The organism is Dactylosporangium salmoneum, assembly GCF_039532525.1.
Lineage (GTDB): Bacteria > Actinomycetota > Actinomycetes > Mycobacteriales > Micromonosporaceae > Dactylosporangium > Dactylosporangium salmoneum.
Genome location: NZ_BAAARV010000035.1, coordinates 1 through 1,501 on the forward strand (window position 1 = coordinate 1; position 1,501 = coordinate 1,501).

Sequence of the window (1,501 nt, forward strand, 5' to 3'; positions counted from 1 at the left end):
CCCGAGGTGCACGCCGGCCAGCTCGGCGTCGAAGGCGCCCTGCCCGGCGAGCAGCAGCAGGGCGTCCACGGCGGCCACGCGGTCCTGCTCGTGCCGGGCGGCCAGCCCGTACGCGACCCCGATCGCCATCGCCGGCCCCGGGTCGCCGGCCGCCTCGGCGAGCAGGGGAAGGACCGCCGCCCCGCCGCGGACGTCCATGTCGGCGGTGGCGGCCACGCCCGGCAGCGCGAAGGCCGCGGTCAGCCCGCGATGCCAGGGCAGCAGCCCGGGCCACAGCACGTGCCAGAACGTGCCGCGGTCGGTCTCCGGATGCAGCCAGCCGAGCAGTGCGTGGTCCTCGGCCCCGTCCGGCCCGGGGCCGGTCGAGATCTGCATCCGGACCGGCGGCAGGTGCTCGTGCTCGTAGTCGTGGCGGCCGGCGGGACCACTCGGGCGCGGCGAGACGGTTGCGACGAGCCACCTCGGGGCCGGAAGGCCGTCGCCCCGCAGCCGGGCAGCGACCCGCTCCGCCGCCGGGGTGGCCAGGCGCTCAGCCCGCGCGGCGGCCGCCCCGTCGGGCCCGGGCGGGACGCGCAGCAGGGCCTGGACGAGGTCCCAGGGCCACGGCTGCGCTGCGCCTAGCGCCGCCAGCCGGTCCAGCAGCGCCGCGGTGTCGAGCGTGCCCCCGGCCGACGTCGGCGCGGACAACAGCCCGTCCGCGGGCAAGGGCCCACCCGGGGACGAGAGCCCGTCCCCGGGCAAGTGCACCGCGATCTCGGCGAGGCGGGCGCGCAGCAGGCGGTGTGGCGGCGGTATCCGCCGGTCGGCCGGCTCCCGCAGATTCAGGACCCGGTGGGCCTTGGTCAGCTCGGTGGCCCAGCCGGCCCGGAGCCTTCGCCCCGGATCCAACCCGGCGGCCATCAGCAGCAGGCCGGTGAACGCGCCGCACAGGCAGTGCGCGTCCCACTGGTGCTGGCCCATGCCCTCGCGATGCCGCTCCACGACTGGCCGCACGGCGCGCTGCATGCGCTCGCGGTCGCTCGAGTGGAGCCGCACGACGCCGTCGAGGAGGCGCTCCAGGGGCAGCAGCGCGGTGAAGGGCCGCCCGCTGTAGAAGGCGGCGATCTCCTCGGCCAGCTCGTCCGGGTCGCCGATCGGCGGCGGTGCGGGCGCCGGGGGTGCCGGGGCGGGCAGCGCGTCGTCGAGCGGCACGGCGGCCACGACCGGTGACGCGGGCGCGGCGCCGTGCTTGGTGGCCAGCGCGGCCGCGCGCTCCCGCAGCTCGACGGCGGGATGCTCGGCGGCGAGGGTGAGCACGCCGGCGATGTCCGCGGCGCGGGCCGGGTGCCGCCGGGCGAGCGCGTCGAGCCAGCCGAGCTGGGTGCGCACGAGCCCCTTGTCCGGCCGCCGCACGACGGCCCGGGAGGGCTCGAGCACCGCGTCGACGTCGAGGCCGGCAACGGTCCGCAGGAGCTTCTGCGCGGCGGTGGCGACCGGTGCGGGCCCGTCGGCGAGCAGCCGC

General features: G+C 78.9%; 1 pseudogene. It reads right to left on the reverse strand.

Annotated elements, in window-relative coordinates:
- A pseudogene (locus ABD352_RS24295) lies at positions 1 to 1,501 on the reverse strand (hypothetical protein); the annotation flags it as partial.